Annotated in this window: 30 protein-coding genes and 1 tRNA gene; 11 read left to right on the top strand and 20 right to left on the bottom strand. The window is 57.6% G+C overall.

From position 1 onward, the window contains the following. Positions 1-44: 44 nt before the first annotated feature. Positions 45-647, bottom strand: coding sequence for a peroxiredoxin (locus tag NCN06_RS02430; RefSeq protein WP_226397646.1), 603 nt, complete (start codon positions 645-647; stop codon positions 45-47). 121 nt (positions 648-768) lie between these two features. Between NCN06_RS02430 and NCN06_RS02425 the strand changes: the two genes are divergently transcribed. Further along, on the top strand, positions 769-1,071 hold the full coding sequence (locus NCN06_RS02425; RefSeq protein ID WP_226397645.1) for a hypothetical protein: 303 nt from the start codon (positions 769-771) through the stop codon (positions 1,069-1,071). Between the two features lie 46 nt (positions 1,072-1,117). Then, a tRNA-Met gene (locus NCN06_RS02420) sits at positions 1,118-1,191 on the top strand. A 62-nt stretch (positions 1,192-1,253) separates the two neighbouring features. Here NCN06_RS02420 and NCN06_RS02415 read toward each other — a convergent pair. The 6 genes from NCN06_RS02415 to NCN06_RS02390 all read right to left on the bottom strand — a co-directional run bounded on the left by NCN06_RS02415 (position 1,254) and on the right by NCN06_RS02390 (position 5,709). Beyond that, positions 1,254-2,303, bottom strand: coding sequence for a M23 family metallopeptidase (locus tag NCN06_RS02415; RefSeq protein WP_226397644.1), 1,050 nt, complete (start codon positions 2,301-2,303; stop codon positions 1,254-1,256). Between the two features lie 72 nt (positions 2,304-2,375). Further along, on the bottom strand, positions 2,376-2,867 hold the full coding sequence (locus tag NCN06_RS02410) for a tRNA (cytidine(34)-2'-O)-methyltransferase (RefSeq protein WP_250398625.1): 492 nt from the start codon (positions 2,865-2,867) through the stop codon (positions 2,376-2,378). Continuing rightward, complete coding sequence (cobU, locus tag NCN06_RS02405; protein WP_226397643.1) at positions 2,864-3,412, bottom strand: bifunctional adenosylcobinamide kinase/adenosylcobinamide-phosphate guanylyltransferase; 549 nt, start codon at positions 3,410-3,412, stop codon at positions 2,864-2,866. Before cobU ends, NCN06_RS02410 begins: the two co-directional genes overlap by 4 nt. Positions 3,413-3,434: 22 nt before the next feature. Next, positions 3,435-4,583 carry a proton extrusion protein PcxA gene (pxcA, locus tag NCN06_RS02400; protein WP_226422574.1) on the bottom strand — a complete coding sequence of 383 codons (1,149 nt, stop codon included), beginning with the start codon at positions 4,581-4,583 and terminating at the stop codon, positions 3,435-3,437. 13 nt (positions 4,584-4,596) lie between these two features. Then, a complete protein-coding gene (gene psb32 / locus NCN06_RS02395; protein ID WP_226397641.1) occupies positions 4,597-5,268 on the bottom strand; it encodes a photosystem II repair protein Psb32 in 672 nt (223 codons plus the stop codon). A gap of 33 nt (positions 5,269-5,301) precedes the next feature. Next, complete coding sequence (locus tag NCN06_RS02390; protein ID WP_226397640.1) at positions 5,302-5,709, bottom strand: tellurite resistance TerB family protein; 408 nt, start codon at positions 5,707-5,709, stop codon at positions 5,302-5,304. Positions 5,710-5,771: 62 nt separating this feature from the next. Here NCN06_RS02390 and NCN06_RS02385 point away from each other — a divergent pair, with 62 nt between their 5' ends. After that, on the top strand, positions 5,772-6,422 hold the full coding sequence (locus NCN06_RS02385; protein ID WP_226397639.1) for a cofactor assembly of complex C subunit B: 651 nt from the start codon (positions 5,772-5,774) through the stop codon (positions 6,420-6,422). On the opposite strand, the gene lptC is transcribed toward NCN06_RS02385, so the two are convergent. Together lptC and metG are read right to left on the bottom strand one after the other, a co-directional pair. Further along, a complete protein-coding gene (gene lptC, locus NCN06_RS02380; RefSeq protein ID WP_226397638.1) occupies positions 6,367-7,536 on the bottom strand; it encodes an LPS export ABC transporter periplasmic protein LptC in 1,170 nt (389 codons plus the stop codon). The two genes, NCN06_RS02385 and lptC, sit on opposite strands and share 56 nt — an antisense overlap. 8 nt (positions 7,537-7,544) lie before the next feature. Continuing rightward, positions 7,545-9,089 carry a methionine--tRNA ligase gene (gene metG, locus NCN06_RS02375; protein ID WP_226397637.1) on the bottom strand — a complete coding sequence of 515 codons (1,545 nt, stop codon included), beginning with the start codon at positions 9,087-9,089 and terminating at the stop codon, positions 7,545-7,547. Between the two features lie 86 nt (positions 9,090-9,175). Here metG and NCN06_RS02370 point away from each other — a divergent pair, with 86 nt between their 5' ends. Then, entirely contained in the window at positions 9,176-10,954 is a 1,779-nt protein-coding gene (locus NCN06_RS02370) for an FAD-dependent oxidoreductase (protein WP_226397636.1), read from the top strand. Here the strand turns inward: NCN06_RS02370 and NCN06_RS02365 are convergent. From NCN06_RS02365 to rpmG, 3 genes are read right to left on the bottom strand one after another with little or no spacing between them, the layout of a single operon-like run. Next, positions 10,951-12,981 carry a ribonuclease catalytic domain-containing protein gene (locus NCN06_RS02365; RefSeq protein WP_226397635.1) on the bottom strand — a complete coding sequence of 677 codons (2,031 nt, stop codon included), beginning with the start codon at positions 12,979-12,981 and terminating at the stop codon, positions 10,951-10,953. The two genes, NCN06_RS02370 and NCN06_RS02365, sit on opposite strands and share 4 nt — an antisense overlap. A 10-nt stretch (positions 12,982-12,991) precedes the next feature. Then, positions 12,992-13,213, bottom strand: coding sequence for a 30S ribosomal protein S18 (gene rpsR, locus NCN06_RS02360; RefSeq protein WP_006041316.1), 222 nt, complete (start codon positions 13,211-13,213; stop codon positions 12,992-12,994). A gap of 38 nt (positions 13,214-13,251) precedes the next feature. Then, on the bottom strand, positions 13,252-13,446 hold the full coding sequence (rpmG, locus tag NCN06_RS02355) for a 50S ribosomal protein L33 (RefSeq protein ID WP_006851071.1): 195 nt from the start codon (positions 13,444-13,446) through the stop codon (positions 13,252-13,254). A 126-nt stretch (positions 13,447-13,572) separates the two neighbouring features. Here rpmG and pheT point away from each other — a divergent pair, with 126 nt between their 5' ends. Next, positions 13,573-15,996 (top strand): phenylalanine--tRNA ligase subunit beta, encoded by a 2,424-nt coding sequence (gene pheT / locus NCN06_RS02350; protein ID WP_226397634.1) that lies wholly within the window; start codon positions 13,573-13,575, stop codon positions 15,994-15,996. Here the strand turns inward: pheT and rlmD are convergent. Next, on the bottom strand, positions 15,986-17,383 hold the full coding sequence (rlmD, locus tag NCN06_RS02345; RefSeq protein WP_226422566.1) for a 23S rRNA (uracil(1939)-C(5))-methyltransferase RlmD: 1,398 nt from the start codon (positions 17,381-17,383) through the stop codon (positions 15,986-15,988). The two genes, pheT and rlmD, sit on opposite strands and share 11 nt — an antisense overlap. A 100-nt stretch (positions 17,384-17,483) precedes the next feature. On the opposite strand from rlmD, the gene NCN06_RS02340 reads away from it, so the two are divergent. Both NCN06_RS02340 and NCN06_RS02335 read left to right on the top strand, forming a co-directional pair. Continuing rightward, the gene (locus NCN06_RS02340) at positions 17,484-17,978 is read left to right on the top strand and encodes an allophycocyanin subunit alpha-B (protein ID WP_115023095.1); all 495 of its coding nucleotides are present in this window, start codon (positions 17,484-17,486) and stop codon (positions 17,976-17,978) included. Between the two features lie 533 nt (positions 17,979-18,511). Then, positions 18,512-19,045: a YqhA family protein gene (locus NCN06_RS02335; protein WP_226397632.1), complete on the top strand. Its 534-nt coding sequence runs from the start codon at positions 18,512-18,514 to the stop codon at positions 19,043-19,045. Positions 19,046-19,108: 63 nt separating this feature from the next. Here NCN06_RS02335 and NCN06_RS02330 read toward each other — a convergent pair whose 3' ends face one another. Both NCN06_RS02330 and NCN06_RS02325 read right to left on the bottom strand, forming a co-directional pair. Then, entirely contained in the window at positions 19,109-20,056 is a 948-nt protein-coding gene (locus NCN06_RS02330) for a molecular chaperone DnaJ (RefSeq protein WP_170952104.1), read from the bottom strand. A 78-nt stretch (positions 20,057-20,134) separates the two neighbouring features. Further along, positions 20,135-21,679, bottom strand: coding sequence for a DUF3370 domain-containing protein (locus NCN06_RS02325; protein ID WP_226397631.1), 1,545 nt, complete (start codon positions 21,677-21,679; stop codon positions 20,135-20,137). A gap of 155 nt (positions 21,680-21,834) precedes the next feature. On the opposite strand from NCN06_RS02325, the gene NCN06_RS02320 reads away from it, so the two are divergent. Beyond that, positions 21,835-22,020 carry a hypothetical protein gene (locus NCN06_RS02320; RefSeq protein WP_250398624.1) on the top strand — a complete coding sequence of 62 codons (186 nt, stop codon included), beginning with the start codon at positions 21,835-21,837 and terminating at the stop codon, positions 22,018-22,020. Here the strand turns inward: NCN06_RS02320 and NCN06_RS02315 are convergent. Beyond that, positions 22,005-22,763, bottom strand: coding sequence for a sigma-70 family RNA polymerase sigma factor (locus NCN06_RS02315; protein ID WP_250398623.1), 759 nt, complete (start codon positions 22,761-22,763; stop codon positions 22,005-22,007). The genes NCN06_RS02320 and NCN06_RS02315 overlap by 16 nt on opposite strands. A gap of 37 nt (positions 22,764-22,800) precedes the next feature. On the opposite strand from NCN06_RS02315, the gene NCN06_RS02310 reads away from it, so the two are divergent. Then, complete coding sequence (locus NCN06_RS02310; protein WP_250398622.1) at positions 22,801-23,274, top strand: hypothetical protein; 474 nt, start codon at positions 22,801-22,803, stop codon at positions 23,272-23,274. Positions 23,275-23,294: 20 nt separating this feature from the next. Here NCN06_RS02310 and NCN06_RS02305 read toward each other — a convergent pair whose 3' ends face one another. Both NCN06_RS02305 and NCN06_RS02300 read right to left on the bottom strand, forming a co-directional pair. Next, a complete protein-coding gene (locus tag NCN06_RS02305; RefSeq protein ID WP_250398621.1) occupies positions 23,295-24,137 on the bottom strand; it encodes a DUF4922 domain-containing protein in 843 nt (280 codons plus the stop codon). Further along, entirely contained in the window at positions 24,127-25,044 is a 918-nt protein-coding gene (locus NCN06_RS02300; protein ID WP_250398620.1) for a SpoIID/LytB domain-containing protein, read from the bottom strand. Before NCN06_RS02300 ends, NCN06_RS02305 begins: the two co-directional genes overlap by 11 nt. 76 nt (positions 25,045-25,120) lie before the next feature. Between NCN06_RS02300 and NCN06_RS02295 the strand changes: the two genes are divergently transcribed. Next, positions 25,121-25,849: an SDR family oxidoreductase gene (locus tag NCN06_RS02295; RefSeq protein WP_250398619.1), complete on the top strand. Its 729-nt coding sequence runs from the start codon at positions 25,121-25,123 to the stop codon at positions 25,847-25,849. Here NCN06_RS02295 and NCN06_RS02290 read toward each other — a convergent pair. After that, complete coding sequence (locus NCN06_RS02290) at positions 25,831-26,226, bottom strand: DUF2237 family protein (RefSeq protein ID WP_250398618.1); 396 nt, start codon at positions 26,224-26,226, stop codon at positions 25,831-25,833. The genes NCN06_RS02295 and NCN06_RS02290 overlap by 19 nt on opposite strands. A gap of 111 nt (positions 26,227-26,337) precedes the next feature. Here NCN06_RS02290 and NCN06_RS02285 point away from each other — a divergent pair, with 111 nt between their 5' ends. After that, complete coding sequence (locus NCN06_RS02285) at positions 26,338-26,568, top strand: DUF8667 family protein (RefSeq protein ID WP_115023074.1); 231 nt, start codon at positions 26,338-26,340, stop codon at positions 26,566-26,568. 34 nt (positions 26,569-26,602) lie between these two features. Here NCN06_RS02285 and NCN06_RS02280 read toward each other — a convergent pair whose 3' ends face one another. Next, positions 26,603-26,875 (bottom strand): small RNA NsiR4-regulated ssr1528 family protein, encoded by a 273-nt coding sequence (locus NCN06_RS02280; RefSeq protein WP_115023072.1) that lies wholly within the window; start codon positions 26,873-26,875, stop codon positions 26,603-26,605. Positions 26,876-26,889 lie beyond the last annotated feature (14 nt).

Raw genomic sequence — 26,889 nt, 5'->3', positions numbered from 1 at the left:
GGGCGGGGCAAACGATGCATGCCAAATGGCGTGCCGAAGAGAAATCAGCCGATTGCCGAGAAATACTCTTTCGAGCCTTTGGGATCGGGCTTCATGGTCTTTTCGCCAGGAGTCCAGTTAGCAGGGCAGACCTCGTCAGGGTTGGACTGCACGTACTGGAAGGCCTGCAGAACCCGCAGGGTTTCATCAACGTTACGGCCCACGGGCAGGTTGTTGATTGTGGCGTGCATGATGACGCCATCAGGATCGATGATGAACAGCCCGCGCAAGGCGACACCCTCAGCGTCATCGAGGACGTTGTATGCCGTCGAGATGTCCTTCTTCAGGTCAGCGACGAGGGGATAGTTGATGTCGCCCAGGCCACCCTGATTGCGTGCTGTCTGAATCCAAGCCAGGTGGCTGAACTGGCTGTCGACGGAAACGCCGAGTACTTCGGTGTTCTTGCTGGAGAAATCGGAATAACGGTCACTGAAGGCCGTGATTTCAGTCGGGCAAACGAAGGTGAAATCCAGAGGGTAGAAGAACAGCACCACGTACTTGCCCCGGTACTGGGACAGCGTGATTTCCTTGAACTCCTGGTCCACCACAGCGGTAGCTGTGAAATCAGGGGCCTGCTGGCCAACACGCAGGCAACCGTTGTCGGTCATGATTGGAGGGAGAATGAATGACCTGAAGGCCGCAACCGACTTAACACGTAGTCGATTCGACTTCCAGTTTCACTTTTCAACTTATCACGGCTATGGCCGTCCGTCGCCATAAACTCAGACGATGACTGATCAACACACGAGCTGGGACCCTTCACTGCTTCGAAAGTTCAGCGCTACAGGACATTTTCGTCTGCTGAACCAGCTGAAGGGAGATCTGCGCAAAAAGCCCTTGGATCGTGACCAACGATCAGGTCGGCTCAGAAGTATGGGTGTCAATCGCGGTTCAACCCGTCGTTCGGCGCCAGCGCGAAACGTCGAGCCAGCAACGGCACCAGCACCGACGGTCCAGGTGGATGCTCTAGCGAACCTGGATGATCAGCCCAAGTCATTTCGCGATCGACTCAATGCCATCGACATGCGCTGAGCCACAACCCCGAGATGTATGATGGCGACTGGCCTGAAGGGCCTGCGTCAGAGTAGCTCAGCTGGTTAGAGCACAGGATTCATAACCCTGAGGTCGGGAGTTCAAGTCTCCCCTCTGACATTTATTCGACAACACTGGGGACAAGCCAGATGCTTGTTATTTCCGAGTGGAGCGTTATCTGGTCAAGCCTTACGGGCAGGCAGCTTGACTAGAGGATTGAGGGCTGCACCACCGGCACGACGGATTTCAAAGTGAAGGTGGGGCCCTGTGCTTCGACCGGTACTTCCCATGAGAGAAATACGCGCGCCACGGGGAACAACCTGGCCTTTTTTGACAAGAAGGCGACTGTTATGGGCATAACGGGTGGATTCACCATCGCTATGGGCGATTTCAACCAAATAGCCATAGGCACCGCTCCAGCCGGAGAACGAGACAATGCCATCCCGTGCAGCGATAACCGGAGTTCCTGTGTTGTTGGCGATGTCAATCCCTTTGTGCATCCGACCCCAACGCCATCCATAACCGGAGGTGAACACACCCTTTGTCGGCCACTGGTAACCAACAATCGGCGGCTTCAGGCTGTCAGGCTGGTCAGCTGTCGACAATGGAGTTTGCTGAGGCCAGGCGGCGCCGCCGCTACGGAGCGGGCGAACAGCGAGAACAGACTGACCTGAGGATGCGTTAGAAATCTGAAGTTCTCGACCGACCGTCAAGGCATTGAGCTGAACACCGGGATTAAAGGTCTTCAACTGCGCTTGGGTCACGCCATGACGCTTGAGAAATGCAGCGAGTGAATCACCCTGCTGAATTTTCGCGATAGTGCTGACTGGAGGTGGGGCCGAGACAGGAAGCGTTTTGCGTTCACTGGCTCGATCGAGAGACGACAGTGTCACAGCAACCACCCGAGCTGAATCAGGAAGAGCAAGCCAACTGGTTGGCTCGAAAACATGATCCGGAGAAACGCTGTTCAACGTCGCAAGTTTCTGTGCGTCCAGCCGAAGCAAATCAGCGAATCTGTTCAGTGGGGTCGACGAGAGAACTTTGAACCAAAGCTGCGCTGTGGTGTCTGTTGTGCTGGCGAGAGAAACGGGCTCTGGAGACTCAACAACTGGGAGTGGGGGTAATTCAGCGAGATTGAAGGTGGCGTTATCAGCAATTCCGGGCAGAGAGCTCCACACTCCCAGCGTCATAACAGGGGTTACAGCAGTTGCTACGGCAAGCAGTGCGCGCATGAAACCCAACAGACGCGTTGAAGGTAACGAGCCGAACATCACAGCGCAAGGGGGATTGGAGCAGTGGTGTGATCACCACAACCTCAACTGCTGACCAGCCACGTAGGTCACCAGTGCACAGGCCACAGAAAGATTGAGGCTGCGCACGCCACCCTGGCCAGCGTCATCGGCGACACCGGGCATCGGAATCGTCAGAATGGTGTCGCAGGCCTCGCGAACCGGGTCCGGCAGACCGGTGTCTTCACGTCCAAACAGCAGAACATCACCCCGTTTGAATTCAAATGAGGAGAGTGATGCACCACCGCGACGACTACAGCCAATCAACCTCTGCTCCGGGAGAAGTTGTGACTGGAATGCCGGAAAATCTGAGGCGATGGAGAGTTGTACGTGCGGCCAGTAATCGAGACCGGCGCGGCGAACGCTGCGATCATCGACCTTGAAACCAAGGGGTTCGATCAGCGTCAGCGGCACTCTGAAGGCAGCAGAGGTACGCGCAATATTCCCCGTGTTTGGTGGGATCTGTGGCTCGAACAGTGCAATACGCAGTGGCTCCATCTCAGTCATGGCACCACACGTCCAAGGGCATGAAGGTCAAGAGCCCGTCCCTGGAGAACAAGCCAGGCAGCATCGGCAACACGATCCAACTGTTGAGCGAGAGCTCCCAAACGGTCTCGAAACAGCCCACCAATACGTGTTGGAGGAACAACACCCCATCCTGTCTCTTCAATCACGAGCACAAAAGTGCAGCGCGATGACGTGACGGCAGCAATCAGTCGTTCACACAACAGATTCCAGGCGGATGCATCGAGCTCCAAATGATGTGCGACAAAACCACCAAGGGCATCGATCAGCACGGACTGACCTGACGACAGGGTCTCAATGACCTCCACCAGCTCAGCACCGGATTCAGCAACAGCCCAGTGCTCAGGACGACGCTGTCGGTGAGCATCAAGACGTTTCTGCCACTCAAGGTCTTCTGGTCGGGCAGCTGCCGTCGCGATGTACGTCACATCAGGGTGGTTGTGCAGCAGATGCTCTGCCCACCGACTCTTGCCACTGCGCGCTGGTCCGCTGACCAGAATCAAACCGTTGTTGATACTTGAAACCATGGGCTCGTTAGGGGCCGTTGGATCAACCACTGCCATTCATACCTTTCAAGGTCGCAACGGACGACGGAGAGACGCGGTTGAGATACCTGAAAATCCAATACTTAAAGATCGTCGCTAACACGACAGGGAAGGTCGCAATGAAGAGATTGACGAAACTCTGGCTGGATGGAAGGCCGAAATGCTCTGCGATTCCATCCAGCAAGACAGACCAGCCTTCAGGGCTGTGATAACCCACAAAGATGTCGGTGAACAAAATAATGGCGAAGGCCTTGGCGGAATCACTCAGGCCGTATACAGCCTCATCAACAAATCCTCGCAGAACCCGCAGTTCGTCGCGACTGATCAAGCACACAACCGCAAAAGCGATCAGACCTGCGAGATCAGCAAAGACGTTTTTGATCGCCTTCAGACTCTCCTCATCAGCATCATGTTTGAGCTCCGTCGCCTTCTCGGTGAGCTGGTCGCGCAACTGGACATCATCCAAAGGCGGCACACCTTTTAAAAACGCATCAAATTCCAGCTCCTGTTTGTAGAGGCGAAGCTTCTCAGCCGCCTTTTCCTCGAGCTGCGGCTTGGGGTAACTGAGGAACGGAAGTTCAGGTGAAAAGTGATTCACCGCAGGTGAGATCAGATACGTGCCGGCGATCTGCTGAACCAGCAAGGGAACCAGAATCAGCAAGAGCAGAACACGCAGGGAGATCAGCGTGCTGTCACGACGGCGTCGATAGCCTGCAACAACGTTGTCCTCAGTTGAGGGATCCAACTGCAGTCGAATACTGTCAAAGACACCCAGAAGTGAACGGGGCAGCGCGTCCGGTGAACGACTAATAGAGGGTGAGCCACTCGAACGTCGGGGTCCATAGCGGCTGACAACGGTTTCAATCAGCTGGAGTTGCCGTAGCTCCTGAGAATCAAGTTGCGCCCGTTGTTCAGAAAGATTGACCGCTGAATTGCGGCAAATGGCCAGGGCAGTTTTAAACCGGCGCAGAATCGTGGCCTGAACAGCTCGCGGTACGGAAAGCTTGAGGTCAGGGCGGATCTGCCGGTCTCCGTAATACTCCAGTTCCAGGCTCTGAATGAGCAGTGCCGCCTCATAACCACGCTCAAGATCACTGGAGAATTCAACGGATTGATTGGAGCTGAATAAATTGATCCAGTTACGGCGGCTCATCTCAATCGTTCAATCAGCGCGAGAACACCCACCAGGTCGCCATCGGAATGATGGTTCCAAGCACCAGAAGGATGATGACCCATTTGGTGGCATCGCTCTCTTCGGTTTCCGCCTTGGTTGGGATGTTGGTGGGCAGGGTGACGCGTTCAATTTGCTGCGGGGGGCCCGGGTCTTCTCCACCTGAGAGAACTGTCGAAAGACGCGTCAGACCATCCACGGAAGCCTGGCGGTAGCGGTCTCCTTCCCGCAGGGGCACAGTCATCGTTGTGCGGGCGGTACTGGAAAGAAGGCTGGCGGGAAGCTGAGCTTCCAGCTCCTGATCCGCAACCACGGCGGATTTCTTGTTCTGAGTTTCGATCAACATCAACAAGAGAGGATTGCCAGTCGGAGAACTCCAGCTTTCGAGAAGTTCCTCACCAAAGTTGTTCAAACTGATGCCGTAATCCAGGCGACGCAGGGTGATCAGACGGGCATCCACCCGTTGATCATCAAAACTGCGTAACTTCGCCTCCAATTCGCCACGACTGGCACGGCTGAGCACATCCGCTTCGTCGATCACCAGTGTCTCCGGCAGGTTTCCGCCTAAGGCAGCAGGAGCTATCGCGAAGCTGGCAGGGGCCAAGAGAAGCAGACAGATCCCGAAACTGAGCAGGCTGGCCAACAGGCGTCGGGCGGAAAGGGACATCCCATCAAGCGTTACAACTTCCTCAGTCTGCCGTTAGCTGTCCAGCATGTCGCGGTTGAGGGCCTCAATTGCTTGAACGACCATGCGGGCCTCGTTGACGGGCAGAGACATTTGAGAGGTGAGTTGATCCAGGAATTCGGTCTCCTCCGGAGTGACCTTGCGATCGGCATGGACAAGATGAGCCGCCACGGCAAGGGCAGACTGCTGCTGTCTTGCGTTGAGCTGGGGCAGGGCGGATGCAATCAGACCATCAACTCCCTGGTCCCTCAGCAGCAGCAGCAACCGATCAAACAATTGCCCCATCGCAGCTTCAGAACTGTCGCTGTAAAGGGATCGGTACTCCAGTTGACAGCGGAGGGCGTGTGCTTCATCCCTCCCGAGTCTTCCATCACAGGCAACAGCGGCTAGCGCTATGGCGGCAAAGGCCTCTTGAGTCGTCATGGCAGGGACACACGTGTCCGTATTTGAGCAGGATGATTGCGTTCTGACAGCCCCCATCGTTGATGCCAGTCCCCGCCCGTGTCGTTCTGATCTGTGCGCTCTTGTTGCTGGGTCTGACCGTGACAAATGCGGGGTTAGCGGGAACGGTCACACCAGACCTCCAAAGGGCAGAGGTTCTGGCAGGTATGGCATCGGTGGGACTGATGTTGGTAGCCGTTCTCTGGACAAGGGCCAACCCGAAATCAGCTGAGAAGGTGTCGTTGAAGGGAGAGCAGGGACTGGTGTTGTTCGAGCAGCTCAACGATGTTCAGAAACAGGAGCTGGCCTGGGGAAGTCACATGCTTCTGACAGCGACTCCAGCTGCTTCGGTTCTGGTGCTTTGGCGTCAGCAGGTTGTGTTGCGAAGGGGCCTGATCAGTCAGGACCCCTTCCAACCAGGAGCCATCACCAAGCGAGCCATGGACCGTGAACAGACCATCTCTCTCGTGAACACCACACTCTTTCCCGGTCGGGCCGAATTTGACGGGATGCTGCAGTCGCTTCCAGCAATTCTCGTGTGCCCCATGGGACAGCAGGGGGTGGTGATTGTGGGGGGCTGGTCGCCCCGTTGTTTCAGCCGCTCAGATGAGCGTTGGCTGGAGGGATGGGCCCAGCGACTCAGAACGACACTGGAGACCGAGGACGTTTCGCATCGGTCTTGGGATTCAGCTTGATCGTTGATTCAACACGCTGACCCGGTTGGCCGAAACGGATCTCGCCATCGTCAGTGATCGTGGCTTCCATCCTTGAGGCCCGCGTGGTCTGCTCCGGTTTCTTTCGGCGCAACACCACATCTCCATCAGCCACGACCCGTTCACTGTTCCAGTTCCAACTGCAACGGCGAGCTGTGAGGGTTTCCTGCTTCTGCTGCAGACGACAGTCGCTGGGGATGATCACCGTGCCGCTGCGTTCATCAAGCCTGAAACCCTTGCCTTGAACTGAGCTGTTCTGCAATTCAGCCTGTACCGGTTGCACGGACTGGAGCTGCTGCGCAGAGAACAACCAGCGCGTTCGGCCGGCGGTGATGGTGCCACGGTCGTTCTCGAGAAGAAGCGTGACCGGCTCCTGCAGATCGAGAAATCCCTCGCGGGTGTTGCCACTTAACCCTGAAGCACTGAGCTTCCGGCCATCGCGTCGAACAGCCTCAACCTGGCCAGGAGCCTGCATCAGACCGCTCCGCAAATTCCAGGTGCCGCTGCCACCACGAACCACTGTTGAAGCAGGATTGTCGTCTGTGGGGGTGCTGTCATCGCTTGCCTCGTCTCGACGTTTCAGCTCCGTTGGACCGTCGAAGACCAAGAGTTCCGTGTCCTGTTGAAAGGCCAGTTCACGGGAACGGATTTGCGTCTGGCCATCACTCGCCATCGGCCTTTGATTGATCACCATCCGCGACTGAGTGGGCGTCCAAATCAAGTTGTCCCCCTTGATCGTTAGCCCCCGTTGGTTCAACTGACGGAGATGAACCGAACCTTCAAGAATGACGAGTTCACCATCCCTCAACACCGTGGCCAGATCAGCGGTGATCCGGTAGTGCGGTTGATCGTCGCGATACAAGATCCCCTGGGGGCGCCGCGCGCGAATGGTTCGACTGCTCAGGTCGTAGCGCGCCTCTGGGCTGGTCAAATCCCAGTCTCGATCTCCATTGTCGGCTCGCTGACTCAAATCCAGAGATCGAAAGACGAACGAAGGCGTGGGTTCTATCGTGGGATGCCGGCTGGAACTGCAGGCGGCCAGAAGAGAGGTGGCTACGAGGGCTGCTGTCAGACCACAGCGAGACAGGCAATGCATGCTTTCCCTCAAAGCGGTTCATCCAGTTCCAACCGCTGCATCACCGGGGTTGGTTTGGGCAGGTCGGAACCGCTGCTCAGCCTGCCCCATATCAGCTGATTCGACCAGTTATCGGAATCAAGACACTGCCCCAGCTGGGCCAGGATGCGCTGACTGAGGTCTGGCAGCAGCGGAGCGAGCAGAAGACCGACGATGCGAGTGGTCTCCAACACAGCGAAAAGATCTTCGCCCACGCTGGCCTCTTGGCCGGGTTCTTTCATTCGGCTCCAGGGAGCGGTGTCATTCAGATGGCCGTTCGCTGCAATCGCCAATTGAAGAATCGACTCGGCCGCGGTCTTGAAGGCGAGATTCGGCATGGCGTCCATCACCGTGCTGACGGTTACAGAGGCCTTCTGAGCCAGGGGATGGTCAGGGTCAGTGGCAGCCCCGGCAGGGGGAACGCTGTCGTCAAACCACTTACGCGCCATCGATGACGTGCGGTTCAGAAGATTGCCGATGGTGTTGGCCAGATCGTTGTTGACCAAATCGACGAAGCGCTGCTGTTGGAAATCACCGTCGTCCCCGAATTGGATATCGCGCAACAGGTACCAGCGAACGGCATCGGTGCCGCATCGCTCCAGCAGCAATTCTGGATCCAGCACGTTGCCGAGGGATTTCCCCATCTTTTGCCCCTCGCGGGTGAGAAAGCCATGACCGAAAACCTTTTGCGGTACCGGCAGACCCGCAGACATGCACATGGCAGGCCAGAAGACGGCATGAAAGCGGAGAATGTCCTTGCCAATCACGTGGACGGAAGCGGGCCAACCGCAGGAGCCGAGTCGATCGAGAGACACCGGTTCTCCGTCATCGAGAAGTGCGGTCAGATAGCCAAGAAGTGCATCAAACCAGACGTAGAAGGTGTGGCCGGGATGATCGGGCACGGGCAGCCCCCAGGACACATTCACTCGGGAAATGGAGAAGTCACGCAGACCCTGGGCGACAAAATTTCGAACCTCCTGACGTCTGCTGGCGGGAGCGATGAAGTCGTCCCGAGCCACTAACTCTTCAATGGCGGACTGGTAACGGGAAAGCCGGAAGAAAAGGTTCTCCTCATCGCGCCATTCCAGAGGCTTGCGGTGGATCGCACATGACGGGGACTCCGCCTCAGCAGGATCATCCTTGTATTCCTCGCAATCGACGCAGTACCAGCCGGTCTGATTGCCGACAACGATGTCGCCTGATGCCTTGACCCGTTCGTAGAACTGCTCGACCAACTTCAAGTGGCGCGGGTTGGTGGTACGCACGAAGCGATCCTCTGAAATCCCCCACTGCTTCCAAAGGTCGCGGTAGCGGCTGCTGACGCGGTCGCAGTGGTCCTGAGGACTGAGCTGCTGTCGTTCAGCAGTGCGTTGAATCTTTTGCCCATGCTCGTCAACGCCGGTGACGAAGGTCACCTCCTGCAGGCATAGGCGCTCGAACCGCGCCAGTGCATCGCAGGCCAAGGTCGTATAGGTACTGCCCAGATGGGGCCGATCGTTGACGTAATAGAGCGGAGTCGTAAGGGTGTAAGGCATCAGAAAAACTTGAACTCCGCTGCACCGCAGCGACGCCAGACTCTAACGATCATGCCCATCGCGATCCACTCCAAAAGCCCGTTTCCATGACGCACCGCGACGTGGTGGTTTGGGGCGGCGGCTGCGGGGGTGTCGCAGCCGCTCTGCAAAGCGCGAGATCAGGGGCTGTAACGACGTTGCTAACCCCAGGGCCATGGCTGGGAGGAATGGTGAGCTCGGCTGGAGTCTGTGCTCCGGATGGCCATGAGTTGAGTTGCTGGCAGACCGGACTGTGGGGCGCTTTTCTTCGACAGCTGGAACTGGAGGAACCGACGGGCCTGGACCACAATTGGGTGAGCTGTTTCGGATACCGACCGCAGACAGCGGAACAGATCCTGCAAGGTTGGGTAGCGGCTGAGCCGAAGCTTGAGTGGCGGGCCAACTGCAAGCTGGAGCAAGTCCACTGCCGTCAAGGCCACATCCACTCAGTTCAGATCCTCAAAGCGGATGGCGTCGAGACGGTTGCAGCGGAGGTCTTTATTGATGGCAGTGACCTTGGTGATCTGCTGGCCCAGACTTCGGCCCCTTTCCGTTGGGGTTGGGAAGCCAAGGAGCTCTGGGATGAACCCAGCGCACCTGAGCAATCAAGGCTTGAGAACGAGACGTTCTTCCAACGCCAACCGGTTCAGTCACCGACGTGGGTGGTGATGGGGCAATTGCATGGGGAGCTCGCTCAGCAGCACCTCAATGCAATTCCACGGGCCCCCTTTCAGCGCAGCACTGCCAATTTTGGCCTTGAAAAAACTGTCACCTATGGCCGTCTGCCGGGCGGCCTGGTCATGGTGAACTGGCCCCTGAAGGGCAATGACTGGCACAACGGACTCGGTCGGGCCATCAGTGCCAATACCCAGGAACGCGAAGATCTGGCCCATGAGATGCAGCGTCACAGCAAGGATTTTCTCGCTGCGCTGTCAGAATGCAGCGGCGGTTGGATTGGCCCCGGCAACGCCTTTCCTGGAGAAGACCCCAGCCTGGCTTTGATGCCCTACTGGCGTGAAAGTCGGCGCTTGATCGGCAGAACAACGGTGACGGAACGCGACCTGTTGCCGATCTCCACGGGCGCCCTTCGTGGACCGATCCCGATCGATGCCAAGGGACGCTGCACCAGCATCGCTGTGGGGACCTACGCCAATGACCATCACTATCCCGGTGAAGACTGGCCACTGGCTCCGAAAAGTGTGCGCTGGGGAGGGCGTTGGAGCGGTACCCCGTTCTGCATCCCATTCGATGCCCTGATCTGTGATTCCGTTGCCAACCTGGTGATGGCGGAGAAAGGAGTCAGCGTCAGCCACATGGCCAACGGGGCAACCCGGTTGCAGCCGTTGATTCTGAATCTGGGCCAGGTGGCTGGTCTTGCAGCGGCCCTGGCCGTTCGACAGGGATGTGCCATTGGCGATCTGGCGGTCGATGAGATCCAGTCAGCCCTGATTGAAGAGCCACAAGCCCCGGCTGCAGTGCTCCCGATCTGGGACTGGCCCCACTGGCATCAGCACTGGGCGGAGGCCCAGAAGCAGGGCTTGGCTCAGCCGGATCAACTGAATGCATGGGCCGAATTGGCAGGCCGGCCATCAAGAGATCTGAAAGAGCCAGGGTTGAATCAAGCGCCGAACCAGCGGCATGAGATCGCCCTTAACGGCGTGCTCACTGGCAATGCCGCAGAGGGATACGAGTTGAAGAGCACTGATGAAAGCTGGCCTCTCATCACCCTGGAACCAGCAATTCATCACTGGCTTGCCTCCACTGATCACTCAGGTCAGAGGCTGAACCTGCGCGGGATCAAAAATCCATGGGGACCCTGGGTCCGGATCACCGGAGTTCTGGATTAACCGATTAGAAGCTGCAACTCCCCACGCACGGGATCAGCACAACCCACCCTGAGCTCCAGTGTGTCGCCTGGCGCTGGGTCTGTTGAGGCGACACATCCCACCAGATCCATCGCAAGGTCGCTGACATGAACCAGGGCCAATCGATCCTGGGGGCGCAACCAACGCAGGAATTGTGCTGACCAAACGGTGCTTTGACGCTCGGCGAACCACACCTGCTGCCAGTGGCGTTGATCCTCTCGACTGATCTGAATGGATTGGCGCAGAGGGTCGTCGAGATCGTCGATCAGTTCACCAAGACGCTCCTCCCCCATCGGTTGAACAGCAGAGAGCTGCGCAAGAATCTGCCGGTGGGTCACGAGATCTGCGTAACGACGGATCGGTGATGTCGCCTGCACATAGGCGGCCAATCCGAGGCTGAAATGGGGCATCGGTCGCGTGCCCTGTACGCCGCGACTCAAGCAACGCTTGATCGCCGCATCGCGTGCTGGACCCTCTGGAATCCGATCGAGTTCATCGCTGGAGGGCAACTCCGCTGCAGGTTGACTGCGGTACGGAAGCGGGAGATCGTGCTGTTGCCCAAAGCTGGCCACAACTGCCCCCATCAGAAGCATCGCTTCACTCACCATCAAGCGGGAGGGGGACGGGTCAATCACCTGCAGTGTCAGCGATTCATCGCAGCGGCGAAAGCGTCCTTCCGGCCGGTCAAACATCACAGCCCCGTTGGAGCGACGCCAGCGCATTCGCTGCAGCAACAGTCGAGACAGATCCGAGAGAGCCTCATCGCCAGGGGGGGCCAAATCAATGAGCTCATCACCGTCGGCATAGGTCAGTCCGTAGCGGGGTCGAATCCAGCTGCGCGCAATGCGGTGCTCTACCACCACACCATCGTCCCCAAGCCTGACGGCGACACTCAGTGCTGCGCAACGCTGACCGGCACGAAGGCTGAGGGGGCCAGCTGCCAACACGAGGGGCAGCATCGGCATGACCCCATCGGCGAGGTAGAGACTGGTGGCCCGTCGTCGGGCCTCCAGATCGAGTGGAGAGTCGGCACCAATGAGACGACTGGGATCAGCGATATGGATCCAGATCCAATCGCATCCATCACGCCGCTCGAGTGACAGCGCATCATCAATTTCACGGGTGCCCGCATCGTCAAGGCTGTAGGTCGCCAGGTGAGTGAGGTCGATGCGTTGCTCATCCCCCGGTTGATCCTCATCAGAGAGCGCAACGAGACGTTCCGCTTCCGCCTCCAGGTCGTGGGGAAAGCTGCGGGACCAGACACTGCCTCTCAGGGCGATCGGTTGATTGGGATCGAGCAATCCACGCACGATCAACCAGTGCCGCAGATCGGCGGCGTCCGACCCGATCGACAACGGGGTAGACCATTGCTGAAGCTCGGGGTCTGAGCTGACTGACGCGGGATTGTCTTTCAGCAAATGAATCCAATGGCTGAAGCGCTCATCCCAAACCTGGCCCAGTTCGAGGCGTTCATCGTCGCTGAGGCCTCGCTCCGCCTGCAGCAACTCGAGCTGCCGTTCTTCCTTCCTTTGCGCTTGGCGCTCAGAACGGCGCTGGCGCCGCTGGCTGGCACGCTCCTCGAGGGTCAGCGGTTGGAGTAAGCGGTCTCGACGCCAGCGGAACAACTGCTGGGACCCCTGCACCCAGCTCCACAGTGCTGCCAAACCTTCGAGGTTGAGGGGTGTCAGTACAAGCTCTCCCAGTTCGCAGAGGCTGAGTCGAGCCATTCCGCCTGGTTGATCTGTTTCAAGCAGCTGCCAGGCCTCAACAACAGCCCGGGCTGATGGGGCGCTGTCCTGCACCTGCTCGGGGGCGGGCAGAACGCTGTTATCGAAAAGATGATCCGGATCGATAGCAATTAGGTCTCGCAGGGGGAGGCCCTGATCCCGACGTTGACCGCCAAAAGAAACAACCGCCTTGCTGCCCTTGATGGACAGAAGACGGCCGATGAGTGGGGAACCCTTGAGAACAACCGCGACGGTGTCTCCGGGTTGGATGGAGTTGCTCAACGCCCGAGGTTCAACCTTCGGGGTTCACGAACGGCAGAAGGGCAACGATGCGTGCACGCTTGACGGCGTTGGTGAGATCGCGCTGCTGTTTAGCGGTCAAACCGGTGAGGCGACGGGGAAGGATCTTGCCCCGCTCGGTGATGAACTTCTTGAGAAGATCCACATCTTTGTAATCGATGGGATCACCGGGCTTGATCGGCGAGAGACGCTTCTTGAAAAAGGAGCTGGACATGACTCAGGAACGGATGGAGGAAAGACGGACCTGCAAGGTCACTTGATCTCCTTGTGGAGCGTGGACTTGTTGCAGTGGGGACAGAACTTTTTGATCTCCAGCCGTTCGGTGGTGTTCCGGCGGTTCTTTTCCGTCGTGTAGCGAGACACGCCGGGTGAACGCTTGGCGGGATTGGACCGGCATTCGGTGCACTCGAGAGTGATCACGATCCGGACGCCCTTGTTCTTGGCCATAAAGGACGTTGCGCCGCAGGTGCGAAGCGAATTGACAAACATCGAGCTTACCCCCTGACCCGACAGGCACTGAGCAGCACTCCAAGGGGGACTTCCTAAGATCGCGCGCTGTCTGGCTTTGATCCGATGCGGGTATCCATCTCCTGGCTGAAACAGCTGGTCCAGGTGAATGAATCCGTGGACGATCTGTCGGAGCGTCTCTCCATGGCGGGCTTTGAGGTGGACGACGTTGATGACCTCAGCGCGCGCGCCCAGGGCGTGGTGGTCGGCCATGTGCTCGAACGGGACAAACACCCCAATGCCGACAAGCTCAGCGTCTGCAGCGTCGATGTCGGTGCCCAGGAGCCGATCCAGATCGTCTGTGGTGCCAGCAACGTTCGCGCCGGCATTCATGTTCCAGTCGCCATGGTCGGAGCGACCCTCCCGGCCGTTGGCTTGACGATCAAGGCCGGAGAACTCCGCGGAGTTGCCAGCAACGGGATGATCTGCTCCCTGACGGAACTGGGCCTGACGGAGCAATCCAACGGCATTGCCATCCTTGATGAGCTCCAGGCAACGCTGCCTGCGACGGGTGCACCAGTGGCGCCACTGCTGGGCCTTGATGACACCGTCTTGGAGCTGGCGATCACCGCCAATCGCCCCGACGGCCTGTCCATGGTGGGTATTGCTCGCGAGGTGGCGGCCCTGACCGGTGGGAGCTTGAGCCTGCCCCAGCTGGATCTTGATCCCAGCACCACACCGCTGACCACGGACATGGATGGCTGTTTTTACTCGATCACCAGGATCGAGGGCGTGGATGGCTCCAAGCAGTCACCGACCTGGTTGCAGCAGCGGCTTGAGCGCGGTGGTGTGAACAGCGTGAATGCGGTGGTCGACGTCACCAATCTGGTGATGCTGGAGCAGGGGCAGCCCCTCCACGCCTTTGATGCCGATGCGCTGGAACAACTAACAGGGCAACCGGTGGATGCCCAGAGTTTTGCTGTCCGTCCCGCTCGTGATGGGGAAAACTTTGTGGGTCTGGATGATCAGAAGCGCAGCCTCGACAGCCGCGTTCAGGTCGTCACCTGTCATGACCGTCCTGTGGCCGTCGCGGGGGTGATAGGGAGTCTCGAGAGTGGCGTGACCGCCCAGACACGGAAGATCTGGCTGGAATCCGCCCTGTTTGCACCACCGCGGGTTCGCCATTCGGCCCGGGCCCTCGGGTTGCGCACGGATGCCAGCAGCCGTTACGAAAAAGGCTTGCCCGTAGAGATGACCCTGGCTTGTTCAGCTCGGGCCTCTGCATTGTTAAAGGAGGAGTTCGCCTGCACCGAGACGGGTCGCTGGGTTGGTGGGGATGGTCCCGCTGAACCCGCACCAGTGATGTTGCGGCGCAATGCACTGCATCAACTGCTTGGCCCTCTCGTCGGGCCGGACGGCGCTGAAGATCTGGACGACCGCAGCATCGAGACCTGTTTGACAGCCCTGGGCTGTCAACTCTCAGCCCTTGACGAGGGGTGGCAGGTCATAGCGCCACCCTCAAGACGCCAAGACCTGCAGCGTGAAGTGGATCTGATTGAAGAAGTGGCGCGTCTGGTCGGCTTCGACCGTTTCGGAACTCATCTGCCTGATCCGCTGGAACCAGGTGTACTGACACCGCGCCAGCAGGCGGAACGGCGCTTACGGCAGCTGTTCTGTGCGACGGGCCTTCAGGAAGTGACCACCCTGTCGCTTGTTCCGAGTTCAGAGCAAGAACAGCGCATAGCCATCAGTAACCCTTTGTTGGCCGATACCAGCCATCTGCGCACCAATCTCTGGGAGGAACATCTTCAGATCTGCGTGCGCAACCTGAAGGCATCCCAGCGCGGGTGTTCCGTCTTCGAGATCGGCAACACCTACAGCGGATCAGCTGAAGCGGTGAACCAAACAGCTGTACTCGGTGGCGTGATTTGCGGAGATCGCCGTCTCTCCATCTGGAGAACCAGTGGGAAGCCACAGGCACCGGACTATTTCCAGGCCCGTGGTGTTCTGACCCGGGTGATGGAAACCCTGCAACTTGAGCTGTCTGATCGTCGCTTATCTGACGATCCACGACTGCATCCCGGCCGGGCCGCCACCCTGGTCCTGGAGGGTCGTCCCCTCGGCTGTTTCGGTCAACTCCACCCTGCCCTGGCTGAGGAGCTGGATCTTCCCGAAGCGACATATCTGTTTGAACTTGATCTGACGCGTCTGTTGGATGCCGCCACCCGCAGCAACCGCTGGACCCCGTCCTTCAAGGCATACCCAACCGTGCCCTTCAGTGAGCGGGATCTTGCCGTCGTCGTCGATCGTTCCAGTGCAGCTGCGGACCTGATTCAAGCCATCCGCAAAGCGGGCAAGCCTCTGCTGGAGCAGGTGGAGTTGGTGGATCGGTTTGAAGGTGCGCAACTCGGTGATAACAAGGTCAGCCAGGCCTTTCGTCTGCGCTATCGCGGCAAGAACGAAACCTTGACTGACGACAAAATCCAGCCGGTGCACGACAAGGTGCGGGCTGCTTTAAGCAAGCAGTTTCAGGCCGAGCTCAGGAGCTGATTCGCTTCATCAGCGCCAACGACTCAAGGTGAGTTGTTTGGGGGAAGAAATCAACGGGCTGAAGAGTTTCCAGCTCGTAGGGGCCTGATGGTGCAAGAAGTTCTTTGAGATCCCTTGCCTGGGTGGCGGGATCACAACTGAGGTAAGCCAGCACTGCGGGAGGTTGCTCAAGAATGCTGGCTACCACGCGGCGATCGAGGCCCCGTCGGGGTGGATCCAGAACGAGGGCTTGGCAGTTCTCAAGCTGAGAGGTGAGCAAATCCGCCACATCACCTGGATGAAATTCACAGCGTGAGGAAAGGCCGTTGTGCATGGCGTTCAGCCGAGCCTGCTCCACAGAGTCGGGATTCAATTCCAAACCCTGAACATGAAAGCCAGCCTTTGCCAGGGGTAGAGCAATGGTTCCGACACCGCAGTAGGCATCGACCACGGTTCCGCCATCACATTGAAACGACAGCCAGTCAGTCAGCCGCTGAACAATGCGTTCCGCTTGTGATGTGTTCACCTGAACAAAGGTGGTGCTGCTCAGGGAAAGCTTGATGCCGCAGAACTGTTCCTCGATGGTCGACGAACCGGCGAGGCAGTGGGTCGTTCGACCGAGAACGAGATTGTTGGCCTTCGGTTGAAGGTTCAGGCAGACACCCTTCACCTCAGGCCATCGCTGAACCCAAGTCTGGGCAAGGTCCTGGAGTCCAGGAAGTTGGCCATGGCTGCTGATCAGAGTGATCAACACATCGCCAGTGGCGCTGGCCAAACGAAGGCCGAGATGACGCAAACCTTGGGCATCGATGAGGTCATGGTCGGCCGGCCAACCCCCTGCATCAAGGTCTTTTTTAATGGGTTCCAACAGTGCATCCAGACGTGGATCAAGCACCGGACAGTGATTCAGATTGACAATCTTGTGGGACCTGGGACGGAAGTATCCAGCTTTCAGGCGTCCGTTCTGGTCTCGCTTCAAAGGAATCAGGGCTCGGTTGCGATAGCCGAAGCAACGGTCGGCATCAACCAAGGGAGCCGCGGGTGCAAGGTTGATTCCTCCAATCCGCTGCATGGTCTGCTGGATCTGCTGCTCTTTCCAACGGGTCTGAGCTGGATCATCGAGACGTTGCAGTGTGCAGCCACCACAGTCGTCAGCAAGGATGCAAGGGGGACGGCGCCGAACCTCGGAGACGGAGATCAGCTCAACGCGTCGGCTCAGCCAGCGGGAACGTTGGCGTTGCTGGAGTTGAACCGTGGCACGCTCCCCTGGCAGGAGATCAGGCACGACAATCACCCAGTTGTTCCAACGGGCCAGTCCTTTTCCGTCACGGTCGAGGTCAACAGATTCCACCTCGATGGTGAGCCCCGGCCGCGGTTCACTGCTGTTCGAGCTGTCGGCGTAGGTCATGCTCAAGGTTCCCTGCCATTGCAATGGCGTAACACCCGGGCGGAGTTGGGTCGGGTGAACGGGTCGAGACCACTAAACTCCACGAAGCCTGCCCAGTTCCATGAGCGTTGTCCGGGATCTCATCCTCCAGGCCGATGACGATCTGCGGTATCCCACCAGTGGCGAACTCCGCACGATGGTGGATTTCCTTGACCAAGGCGCCATGCGCGTGTCCGTGGTCAAGGTTCTGACCGAGAACGAAAAGAAGATCGTCGACGAATCTGCCAAGCAGTTGTTTGGTCGTAAGCCGGAGTACGTCGCCCCCGGCGGCAATGCCTACGGTCAACGTCAGCGCGCCCAGTGCCTGCGTGACTACAGCTGGTACCTGCGCTTGGTCACCTACGGAGTCCTTGCGGGTAGCACCGAAATGATCCAGGAGATCGGCTTGGTGGGCGCACGCGAGATGTACAACAGCCTGGGTGTTCCGATGCCAGGCATGGTGGAAGCCATCAAGTGCATGAAGGACGCCTCCCTGGCACTTTTGTCGGAACAGCAGGTGAAGCTCACGTCGCCTTATTTCGACTACCTGATTCAAGGGATGCAAACGTCAACCTAATCCAAGGATCCTCATCACTTAAAACCGGGCGTTTAAGCCCGGTTTTTTAATGCCCAGCGATCTCTTTTAAGACAAAGCACAAGACTCACCACGAGACGTGGCTGAGATCAATAAGTCAGCAGAGCGGTCTCAGTTGTCTTGATCAAGCCGCAGCACGAGTCTTGTAATAATTCCAGTACGGGAATCGAGAGACACATGAATAGGCCCCAAAACTCGAAATTCAGGATAAAAAACTCGCGTACCTGTGTCTACAGCAGGTACGCGAGCCTCAAAACGGCTGCAATCAATGCTTCTAGCGACTTGCGCACAAGAGCTGGACTGGACATGGACGAACGACAAAGGAACTATTGTTCGCTGGAATGGTTTGCAATCCATCTCAGGGATGATCCAATAAAAAAACAGCTTTTTGGGATCTTATTAATTAGCAAGCCTCGCGCATAAGACATGAGGCGAGACTGGCAATGAGTCACGCGTGAGACAAGTGAGTTCGTTTTGTGTTCTGTGCTAGCCGTGGAGGCTGCTGCGAATTTCCCATGGTCGCCCGTTGGATTGAAAGGCGGTTTGAGCGGCTCATCTGGAAATTTCGTCTGATCAGCATTGTTCCCGTCGTGCTGAGCCTTCTCGGCAGCGTCGGCTGCTTCGTTATTGGTGCGATTGAAGTCTTTAACGCTTTTCTCGTGATCATGCGAATGCCCTTCAGCACAAAAAGCTTCGCTGCCAAAACCATCGCTCAGATGGTGGGCGGTGTTGATTATTTCGTCATCGGCATTGCCTTGCTCATCTTTGGCTATGGCATCTATGAATTGGTGATTTCAGACCTTGATCCACGCCTTGAAGGAGGCTCTGAACAACACACCAACATCCTTTCGGTGAACAGCCTGCAAAGCCTTAAAAACAATCTCTCCAACGTGATTGTTGTCGGCCTGATTGTCGCAGCGTTCAAAAAGACAATTGGTTTTGAGGTGAAAAATGCCACCGATCTACTGGCACTCAGTGGATCGGTGGTGATGCTGGCTCTCAGTGCCTGGTTGATTGTTCGGAGCCATGGGGCGGAAGAAAAGGAGTAGCGCAAAGGTCTCAGACGCGACTCATTGAGGATCCAGGCTTGCGTCTCGCCTTGGACGATTGCGCTAGCGATTGCGGTACAGCTCGCGCAGCAGTCGGTAGGCCTCATTGAGTCGACGCATCGCATCGGTTGATCCGCCTGCATCGGGATGTTCTTCCAGGGCCCGCTGTTTATAGGCATCCCGAATGGAGCTCAAGGTCACCGCTGTGCCCGCTCGCGTGGACAGGCCTAAGAGCTTGAGCGCTCCGTGGACCGTCATCGTGGACTCAAGAGTTTCGAAGGAGGTGACCTGACGGCTGCGACGAAAACGATTGACAAACCGGCGGATCAACGTCGGCATGCGTTCCGCCAGGGATGAGGTGGCGAATGGATCCTCAAGCGCACCTGCAACGGCCATCACCCGGCCTAGGGAAGGGTCACGGGACTCCCAGCCAGCACAAAGCGTCTCAACAGCAGCATTGGCCGCAGACCAGGTGAACGGCCGGCCATCACTGGCGTCAGTGCTGGACCAGACGTCGCGGGCTAGCCATGTCATGGAGGCTTCGATCACTGTGGGGCCCGGTGGTTGTCCATACAGAGATCTCCAGTGATCTTCAGCCGCAGCACTGGCATCTCGTAAATCAGAAGGATCAACCGTCGAAACCAAGGGATCGTTCTGAGCGGAATCTCGTTGCTGCGGCGACCGGAGTGTCGCTTTGAGCTGACCGGTTCGCTTGCTCACGAAACCTGGAAGATCAATGCCCGAAGAAACGTTGGCGGAAGGTGCGCTGGAATCGGGAGGTTGGCTCGGTTCTGCATTGTGGAGAAGACTCCCGGAGCCAATCAATACCAGACTCGTTATCTCATCAGTGCTGGTTGTCGCCTCTGGTTCACCCTCGTCCTTGACGGATGTTTCCTCAGGGCCTGTGCTGCCATCGCCTGGATCGAGCAGATCCTGCAAAAGCATTTCGAGCACACGCCCCCGAGAGCGTGCTCCGTATTCACCCTTGAGCTGGTCAATCAACTCGACCATGGGCTCTGACATCTCGACAGAGATCCGTTGACGTTTTGAGTCCTCGCCGCTCAAAAGTTCAGTCCTGCTCAGCGAAGGTTATCGACCCTGCAGCTGAAGCAACCACTGCTGCTGCGATTGGATCACCTCGCTGTAACGAGGACTGGTGGCAGGCACGATCGCAGGCGTCGAAGGAAGGGGTGCGGTGTTGCGTTTCTGCTGCATGGGAGCTGGCTTCACAACAACAGGCGTAAGCGGGGGTTGTGGCGGTGCGGTTTTGGGACCCACCTTGCGAGATTTGGTTTCAGCGAGTTTGACCTGGGCGTCACGCTGTTGCTGCTGGCGCCGGTGAAGCATCGCCAGTTGCTGTACAGGAACAACACTCAGCAGGTGGCCAGGTGTGGCATCAGCTGGGTAGACCAAACTCACCTTGACAGCCTTTGTTGTTCCAGGAGCGAGGTTGAGATCTGCCAGGGCCAGGCTCTCGCCTGAGCGCATGCCGACGTGGACCTCCTGAAGCGTCTGATCCTGAACAATCTGCAGCGATCCACGGAAGGCAGTGAACGTTTTCTTTCCGGAAACAACCGGGTGACTGAGCACCAGTTGATGGGGGCCCGCACCTGAAAGGTTGAGTGTCACGTCGTAACGAACGCCGTAGGTGCCAACGTTGTTCAAAGCGGAATCCACCATCCGCGTTGTTAATGGATTGACCTGAATGTCGCGCGTGCCGAAGTGATGCCGCTTCGTACTGGTAAGGGGAACATGGAGTGCCCCCTGACCGAGATCATGGTGGATCTGGGCCTTGTAGGCATCGCCGAGAGCCACTCCAGCCACGCGCGAGAAGACCCTGCCCAGCTGGATTTCACGAATACGGTTGAGATAAATCCGTCCAGGCGCCAAGCGACCTGACTGCAGCACCGCAAAGAGATCGGAATCCTGTGCTGATTGCTCAGCAGCGACGACAGCCATGGTGAAAGGACCATTGCTGCGTCCCCTCAACAGACCGTTGGCGATGCCACGGGCAGGCAGCACGGTACATACCACGACCCGTCGTCCTCCAGCGGGTATCTCAAGACGATCGGGCAGTTTGCGGTCTAATTCACCGCGAAGTAGTTGAACGGCAGTGGCATCACCCGGTCCTGTATTCCAGGGACGCTTCCCCAGGGGCTTCACCCCCATCAGGCGATTTGGGTGATACGGCGCCTCAAAACTGTTTTTGACGGAACCACGGTCGAATTGAAGCGTGATTGGCTTCGATCCAGGATTCGTTGCAATCAGAGCCAGGGTCATCAAGCCCCTGGATCGACGTCCACCAAGCTTTGACAGGTCCTGGGGGTAGTACTTGTGATGCATGTGAACGCCGAACTCACCGTTGAAGGAGTAAGCGGCGTTGCGAAGCGGCTGGTTGGACTCAGCAGCGATGGCCGATCCGGGCGCTGTGTTCACCAGAATCCCTGGACCAGTGACAATCTCCGGCTGGTTTGAATGCAGAACCGGGACGTTGTTAAACGTCCCGTTTAAGGGGCGTGCACGCTGACCAGCCATCAAGGCGACGTATGCCTCGCCCCTTCTCTGAGAACCAAACTCAAGTCCCGCAAACGAGACGCAGAGCAAGACCAATATTGGGACTCGTCTGAGACTCATGAAGCGTGGTGTTGTGGTGTTCGCTTGGGCGTCGACACCACAGTGCAGATGTTTTGAATCCACACCGTAGGTCCACCTCCTGCGAGAGCCAAGTGATTGAGGAGTCGCATCACGTCTGAAAATCCGTCAGGATCTAAGGGATTGCTTTTGCTGACATGCTTCCTCCTTTCTGTTGCAGCGGCACCACTGATCACGCAACCTTGCGCCGGCACCATCAGGAGCGGAAGCTGTCGATGCTGCGTTTTTGGAGGGATAGTGCTGAACGGCAACTTTCGGCCCTGAACGCCGCCATCAAGACACTCCAGGAACAAATGGACCGCGACACTCAAACCCCGGATTGATCGTCGTTCAATTGGCTCGCGAGGCTTCTCAGGCCGCGTTTGACGCGTCGTTGAACTGTCATCGCTGAAATCCCGAGTTGTCGCGCTGTCTGCCTAAGGCTCATTCCATCGATCACAACCATCTGAAGGACACGTTGTTCATCTGTTCCAATCCTCAGGAACATTGCTCGAACCCGCTGCCACGCTTCTGAACGTGCGACCAATTCGATCCCCTGCGGGGTGTCGTCGACCAGGTCATCGTTGAACTCAACCCAGTGATGCTTGCTGCGGTACTGGTGAACGACCAGAGCATCAGCAGCGTTTAAGCAGCCTTCAGGGCTTCGCAGCATTCTCATGGCCCGTTCCTCAACGGCTCTTGGAAGGCGGATTACACCAACCTTGTCCCGTAGAAAGTGAAGAATGGCTCCCCGGATATGCGGTTTAGCGAAGCTGGGGAATGTCGTTCCTCGCTTGGTTTCAAACCGGTTTGAAGCCTTGATCAGTCCGAGACAGCCCACCTGCAGGAGATCATCTTGCTCGATGCCTGTTTGCAGGGCGTAATGGCGCGCAATGGGATGGACCAGATGCAAGTTGTCCTGAATCTGACGGTTCCGACGCTGGAGGCATTTCTTGTTCAAAGGATGCGAGTCGATCTCATCTCCAGCCTTGGCAGAGCGGGGTAAGCCTTTGCATCCGTGCCACCACGGCACAAACTCCATTCGGGACTCCTTGAGACCTGTTCCTCTCGCTACAAAGCGGGGCACTGAGAACGGGTCTAATGGAGATCATTTCTTTGTGGTCTTGAATCAGCGCGCCATCTGTGAATTGCTGGTGACCCGCCTGGGTCAAGAATCCTTCGACGCCGACGCGACGATCTCGAGAATTCGTGGCTTTGATGGCGAATCACCATCAAAGAACAACAATTTCTGTTGTGTTGATGCCAGCGACAAGCTCTCTGAATTCAGAGGATTGGTAGAAATCAACGGAAATCAGTATCTTTTCATCGCACAGATCAATTCCAAAAATCAACACCGTTCTCGGTTTATACCTGCCGAGGAGGTTCTCGCCGACCCCTCAGGAAAACCACGCAAAATGCAATCGATCATTCAGAAGATGATCCTCGGTCGTAATCGTGGGGTGGTGCTGATTCCCGAGTGCGAAGACGAAGCCATCGACGTCATCGCCGGTTTGATTGAACAGGGATTTCACGACTTGGCTTCCGACTATCGCGACGTGATCATCAGCCAGTTGGAGAAAGCAAAGGCCAAGGCCTGAGCCTCTTTGACTCACTTACTTCAGACCGCTTCAACAACAGCGCGAAGCAGGGCTTCTGGCCCTGATCGCTGAATCCATTCACGATCGGATTCAGCGGTACTCAGCAAGGACCCAGCAAAACCAAGGGCATTGACGCTGAAACCACGAATGCCTTCTGTTTGACGCCGAACAATGGCCATCCATTGGCGTGACAGCAGAAGGTTATAGGCACCCCTTGGACAGCTGTCGTTTGACGGGGATCCCAGCCCGAGTTCTCCAGCAAGCGAAAGATAGATCCGGTGGAGCGTTTCACCTGTCAGAGGTGAAGTGAGCGGTGCAACACGGCTGCTCCGGAACAGAGGGTCACCCGCCAGGGCCGTTGGATCTGCAGCACAACGTCGGAACCAATCTTGCCTTGCGCAAATCGGTTCCCCTGCTGCTCGAGGTAACAACTGCAGATGGCGATGCGGCTGACTGGCGCCAGCATTGGGACCGCTATTGAAAAACCACAATCCAGTGGTTGTTGCATCGACCAAGGCGAGGGCACGCCAATCGTCAAGGGACAACCAACCGGTTTGGGGTTGCCAGGTCTGAGTTATCAGCAGCATGTGGGCGGACTGAACCGGATATTTGTTCAGAATCACCACGTGCGAATCGCCGATCCGTTCCACCTCCAGCCGTTGATCCCAGGGGAGGAAAGGATTTGGCTTGGGGCCTGCGGCTCGCAAGTGTTTTGGTGTTGCGCTAAGGAGATGGCGCAGCTCAAAGCTGGTGCCTCCCTCTCCCATCAGGTGCGTTAGCGAGGTCTTGAGCGGAACCAAAGCTCCGGATGCTTTGGCCTCAGCCGCAACGCCATTCGCTTGTCGGAGCAGTTCACTGGTCATGCCGTTTCAACCGTGCCAGTGAGGCTCCTGTGTAGTACCTGCCAAGAATTGCATTGAAGGAGAGTCCTTGACGGGCGAGTTGCTGGGCCCCGGTTTGACTCATGCTTGCGCCGAGATGGCCATGGGCTTCAGCACTGACTTGCTCGTTAGATGCATACAGGCTTTCCACAATGCCACCGGCGTAACTGAGGATGATCCCTCGGGTCTCCCAAGTAGCTGATCGACTGGCCTGGGTGGTGCTTGTCTCACCCGAGTACACCTGCCAGCGTGTCGTGTCGCCCAAGTGATATGCCGTTGTTGCTGGTCTTGCAAGATGCGCCAGGGCATAGGAGCGTGCTGCCACAGCTTGTGCCTTCAAGGCCTCTTGGTGCCACTGGCTGGGCATTTCTGCACCAACGACCGAGGCCACATAGGTTTCCAAATCAAGGGAAATCACGGCGAGCCAATCACGTTGGCTTTTGAGCAGAGAAACATCCCCCAGATAGCGCTGATGATTGATCTGAACGTGCCCTCCGGAGCAGTGAATCTCCTGTTGGGTGGATGAAGCGATTGTGCTGCCCAACTGCTGGACAGGGACCACGGAGCCCGCATGGTTGCGACACAGGACGTTGCGACCCGGCCAGAAAGCTGTGACCGGCGTCTGGCTGACCAGACCAACTCGGATATCTAGTGGAACGGCTTCAGCCCCCAGTGGCACCTTGGGAACGACGTTTTTAGGTGTTTGAACGGCCGCCGTTCTGGATGGGGCTGCGCCAGCATCGATTGATTCATCCTCGAGCAGCTCAAGCAGGCTGAGAGGCTTCTGGTTGGCTTGCTGAGGGAGAGGTCGTGCAAGCCAGCCCACCAAGGCGGCCATGAACAGAGCTCCGAGCGCTGCAGGGGGCCAGTAACGACTTCGATTCGCCACCAAAGGTGCTCGACGGAGCTTGCAGCCGATGATGCCCGATTTCCGTTAGACGGTCTCCACTCCGCAGCAAGATCACATGGTCGAAGCGTCCTCGACCGATTGGGTTGGCCTGGCCTTGGTGGTCGGTCCTGGTGGCATCGGTTCGGCGGTCGCGGCGGAACTGAGGCGGTCCTGTCCTGGCCTCAAGGTTCTGACGGCTGGACGTCATGGGCCATCAGCCTGCTCGCTGCGTTTGGACATCGAGAACGACAGCGATCTGGACGGTCTGGCCGCAACGCTGCGTACACAGACGCTGCCCCTGAGGTTGGTCTTCAACTGCGCCGGCCGTCTGCACGGACCTGAGCTTCATCCAGAAAAACGTCTTCAACAGGTCGACCGCTTCCAGTTGGAGCAGCAATTCGGAATCAATGCCATTGCTCCGATCCTCCTGGCCAAAGCGATTGAACCTCTACTGGAGCGGGATCAACCATTCCATTTCGCCAGCCTGAGTGCCCGGGTGGGCAGCATTGGTGATAACCGCAGTGGCGGCTGGTACGGCTATAGGGCTGCTAAAGCGGCGCAGAACCAGCTTCTGCGCTCTCTGAGCATTGAATGGTCCCGCCGCTGGCCCCAGGCCACAGTCAGCCTGTTGCATCCGGGCACAACGGACACAGCGTTGTCTCGTCCGTTCCAGAGCTTTGTCGCCCCAGAGATGTTGTTCACACCCGAGCGAGCTGCCCGGCAGTTGGTGGAGGTGCTGCTTCAACAGACCCCAGCCAAGTCAGGAAGCTTTCTCGCTTGGGATGGTCAGTCGATCGACTGGTGAGCGTGTTGCTTCAGCTGCTCGAGGCTGACCACGTTCAGAGCTGTGTCTTCTGTCGCCTCTAACCGGACTAGGGGCGCAACGCCGTCTTCATAGGCCTGTTTCCATCGCGGTGCACAAACACACCAGTGATCCCCAGGTTTCAACCCGGGGAATTGAAACGCTGGCACTGGGGTCATCAGGTCATTGCCCTGGGCCTTGCTGTAACGGAGAAACTGTTCGGTCATCACACAGCAGATGCTGTGCTGGCCGTGATCCGTTGGATCGGTTTGGCAGAGACCATTGCGATACCAGCCCGTTATCGGCTCGCAACTGCAACTCTGAAGCGGTTCCCCGAGAACGTTGCTGGCCGGTGAAAATTCGGGGCTATTGCTGGACATCTGACTGCTGGAGAGAAGGGGAGTCTGCCCAAGGACTGGCACATTTTGACTCCAGACGGTTGACGAACCCCTAGGGGAGCGGGTTAAAGGTCATTCAGTCATGTCCACTCGATGGATTGGGAGTTCACTGAAGACGCTGCGTTTCTGGCGCTCTGCGATGCATTTCGCGAGAGCGGCGAAAGCTCACCGATCGAGTTCCTTGCCAATGGAGAGGGAGCTTTTCATTTCCAGGACCTGGCCCAGAACGCCGCAGGGGAAGGCCTTGATCTGAGTGAGTCCAGCGCCCTGGAGTCGTTTCAGCAGGAGGTGATCGACACGATGGAGAAGCTCTGCCAGGACTGAGTCAGGCAGAGGCAGTCTCTCCATCAGTCCGGAATCATCCGTAGAAGAAGGCGATCTCTTTGTCCTTCAGACCCTCCCATCCGGCCTCCTGCAGCCTCTGATTCAGAGTCTCCTGGTCGAAATGCTTGGCTCCGGTCTTGACCACCCGGTTGCGCATCGACTTAACAACACCACTACGAGCACGCTGACTCTCAAGATCCATCACCTGGTTGTAGAGAGCGAGCATTGCTTCGGGAATTGGACTTCCATCCAGATCAACACCCGCCTTGATGGCGGCATCAACACCATCAGGTCCGGCAATGGCCATGGTGAACAGAACAG

Origin of the sequence: Synechococcus sp. MU1648 (genome assembly GCF_023630615.1) — a bacterium.
Classification (GTDB): Bacteria; Cyanobacteriota; Cyanobacteriia; order PCC-6307; family Cyanobiaceae; genus Parasynechococcus.
The sequence above is the reverse complement of the archived record's forward strand: the minus strand, read 5'-3'. Positions and strand labels throughout refer to the sequence as shown.

Coding starts and splice junctions, on each gene's coding strand:
- NCN06_RS02430 (WP_226397646.1), bottom strand. CDS start 647: ATGACCGACAACGGTTGCCTGCGTGTTGGCCAGCAGGCCCCTGATTTC.
- NCN06_RS02425 (WP_226397645.1), top strand. CDS start 769: ATGACTGATCAACACACGAGCTGGGACCCTTCACTGCTTCGAAAGTTC.
- NCN06_RS02415 (WP_226397644.1), bottom strand. CDS start 2,303: ATGCGCGCACTGCTTGCCGTAGCAACTGCTGTAACCCCTGTTATGACG.
- NCN06_RS02410 (WP_250398625.1), bottom strand. CDS start 2,867: ATGACTGAGATGGAGCCACTGCGTATTGCACTGTTCGAGCCACAGATC.
- cobU (WP_226397643.1), bottom strand. CDS start 3,412: ATGGTTTCAAGTATCAACAACGGTTTGATTCTGGTCAGCGGACCAGCG.
- pxcA (WP_226422574.1), bottom strand. CDS start 4,583: ATGAGCCGCCGTAACTGGATCAATTTATTCAGCTCCAATCAATCCGTT.
- psb32 (WP_226397641.1), bottom strand. CDS start 5,268: ATGTCCCTTTCCGCCCGACGCCTGTTGGCCAGCCTGCTCAGTTTCGGG.
- NCN06_RS02390 (WP_226397640.1), bottom strand. CDS start 5,709: ATGACGACTCAAGAGGCCTTTGCCGCCATAGCGCTAGCCGCTGTTGCC.
- NCN06_RS02385 (WP_226397639.1), top strand. CDS start 5,772: ATGCCAGTCCCCGCCCGTGTCGTTCTGATCTGTGCGCTCTTGTTGCTG.
- lptC (WP_226397638.1), bottom strand. CDS start 7,536: ATGCATTGCCTGTCTCGCTGTGGTCTGACAGCAGCCCTCGTAGCCACC.
- metG (WP_226397637.1), bottom strand. CDS start 9,089: ATGCCTTACACCCTTACGACTCCGCTCTATTACGTCAACGATCGGCCC.
- NCN06_RS02370 (WP_226397636.1), top strand. CDS start 9,176: ATGACGCACCGCGACGTGGTGGTTTGGGGCGGCGGCTGCGGGGGTGTC.
- rpsR (WP_006041316.1), bottom strand. CDS start 13,213: ATGTCCAGCTCCTTTTTCAAGAAGCGTCTCTCGCCGATCAAGCCCGGT.
- rpmG (WP_006851071.1), bottom strand. CDS start 13,446: ATGGCCAAGAACAAGGGCGTCCGGATCGTGATCACTCTCGAGTGCACC.
- pheT (WP_226397634.1), top strand. CDS start 13,573: ATGCGGGTATCCATCTCCTGGCTGAAACAGCTGGTCCAGGTGAATGAA.
- rlmD (WP_226422566.1), bottom strand. CDS start 17,383: ATGACCTACGCCGACAGCTCGAACAGCAGTGAACCGCGGCCGGGGCTC.
- NCN06_RS02340 (WP_115023095.1), top strand. CDS start 17,484: ATGAGCGTTGTCCGGGATCTCATCCTCCAGGCCGATGACGATCTGCGG.
- NCN06_RS02335 (WP_226397632.1), top strand. CDS start 18,512: ATGGTCGCCCGTTGGATTGAAAGGCGGTTTGAGCGGCTCATCTGGAAA.
- NCN06_RS02330 (WP_170952104.1), bottom strand. CDS start 20,056: ATGGTCGAGTTGATTGACCAGCTCAAGGGTGAATACGGAGCACGCTCT.
- NCN06_RS02325 (WP_226397631.1), bottom strand. CDS start 21,679: ATGAGTCTCAGACGAGTCCCAATATTGGTCTTGCTCTGCGTCTCGTTT.
- NCN06_RS02320 (WP_250398624.1), top strand. CDS start 21,835: ATGCTTCCTCCTTTCTGTTGCAGCGGCACCACTGATCACGCAACCTTG.
- NCN06_RS02305 (WP_250398621.1), bottom strand. CDS start 24,137: ATGACCAGTGAACTGCTCCGACAAGCGAATGGCGTTGCGGCTGAGGCC.
- NCN06_RS02295 (WP_250398619.1), top strand. CDS start 25,121: ATGGTCGAAGCGTCCTCGACCGATTGGGTTGGCCTGGCCTTGGTGGTC.
- NCN06_RS02290 (WP_250398618.1), bottom strand. CDS start 26,226: ATGTCCAGCAATAGCCCCGAATTTTCACCGGCCAGCAACGTTCTCGGG.
- NCN06_RS02285 (WP_115023074.1), top strand. CDS start 26,338: ATGGATTGGGAGTTCACTGAAGACGCTGCGTTTCTGGCGCTCTGCGAT.
- NCN06_RS02280 (WP_115023072.1), bottom strand. CDS start 26,875: ATGGCCATTGCCGGACCTGATGGTGTTGATGCCGCCATCAAGGCGGGT.